This is a genomic window from Oleiphilus sp. HI0043 (assembly GCF_001634935.1).
The window spans coordinates 1-846 of the sequence record NZ_LWEY01000166.1 but is presented as its reverse complement, the minus strand read 5'-3'; the positions used below and the strand labels follow the sequence as shown (position 1 = coordinate 846).

2 protein-coding genes are annotated in these 846 nt (G+C 42.8%); one reads left to right on the top strand and one right to left on the bottom strand.

What is annotated here, in order from left to right; genetic code table 11:
- Positions 1-543: bifunctional DNA-formamidopyrimidine glycosylase/DNA-(apurinic or apyrimidinic site) lyase (gene mutM, locus A3729_RS03085; protein WP_068633137.1), on the bottom strand; the 543-nt coding region annotated here is incomplete at its 3' end.
- A gap of 55 nt (positions 544-598) precedes the next feature.
- Here mutM and A3729_RS03080 point away from each other — a divergent pair.
- On the top strand, positions 599-846 hold a 248-nt coding region (locus A3729_RS03080; protein ID WP_231877312.1), incomplete at its 3' end, for a hydantoinase/oxoprolinase N-terminal domain-containing protein.

Below are 846 nucleotides of genomic sequence, written 5' to 3'. Positions count from 1 at the left end.
GATGCCCGCTTTGAACAAAGCTTCGTTTGCATAAATATTGCCAACACCAACAACGAGCTTACTATTCATCAGGAACTGTTTAACCGCTTGTTTTCTCTTTTTGGCAGCTTGATGAAGATACGCTCCGTCGAACTCCTCATTTAGAGGTTCAAGCCCCAAAGAAGCAATTAAAGGATGCGCTTGCCAATTGGAAGACCATAGTATGCTGCCAAACCTTCGCGGATCGTTAAAGCGCAGTATTTTTCCACAGGAAAGGTGGAATTCAACATGATCATGTTTTATCCGTGGCGTCCTCTCGTCGACTATACGCAAACTCCCAGACATACCTAAATGCAGCAGTATACTTCCGTCAGGGACACAGATGATTATATACTTACCTCGCCTGAGAACATCACTAACCGGCTGGTTTGTCATTTCATAGAGTTCATTAGAAACAGGCCAACGCAAAGCTTGCTGATAGATCTTGATAGATAAGATTTTATGCCCCTTGATATAAGGCTCAATGCCCCGGCGAGAGGTTTCTACTTCTGGCAATTCAGGCAAACTTGGCTCCTCATAGATAGAACAAATCACGCATTTTGATACAAAGGAAAGGCAAGTGTCCAATTCCCCTAAGCTTCACAATCCCAAATCTTCTTTAAGCGATGAGGATGAAATCCTGTACTTAGGTGTTGATGCCGGAGGCACTTTTACCGACTTTGTCTTGCTCACTGAACAAGAAGTGCGTATTCATAAAGTACTATCAACCCCTTCAAACCCTGCTCAAGCAATCTTGCAGGGAATAGAAGAACTAGGTTTAAACTCAGCTGTCGATAATAAACAGCTTTGTATTATTCATGGAAGTAC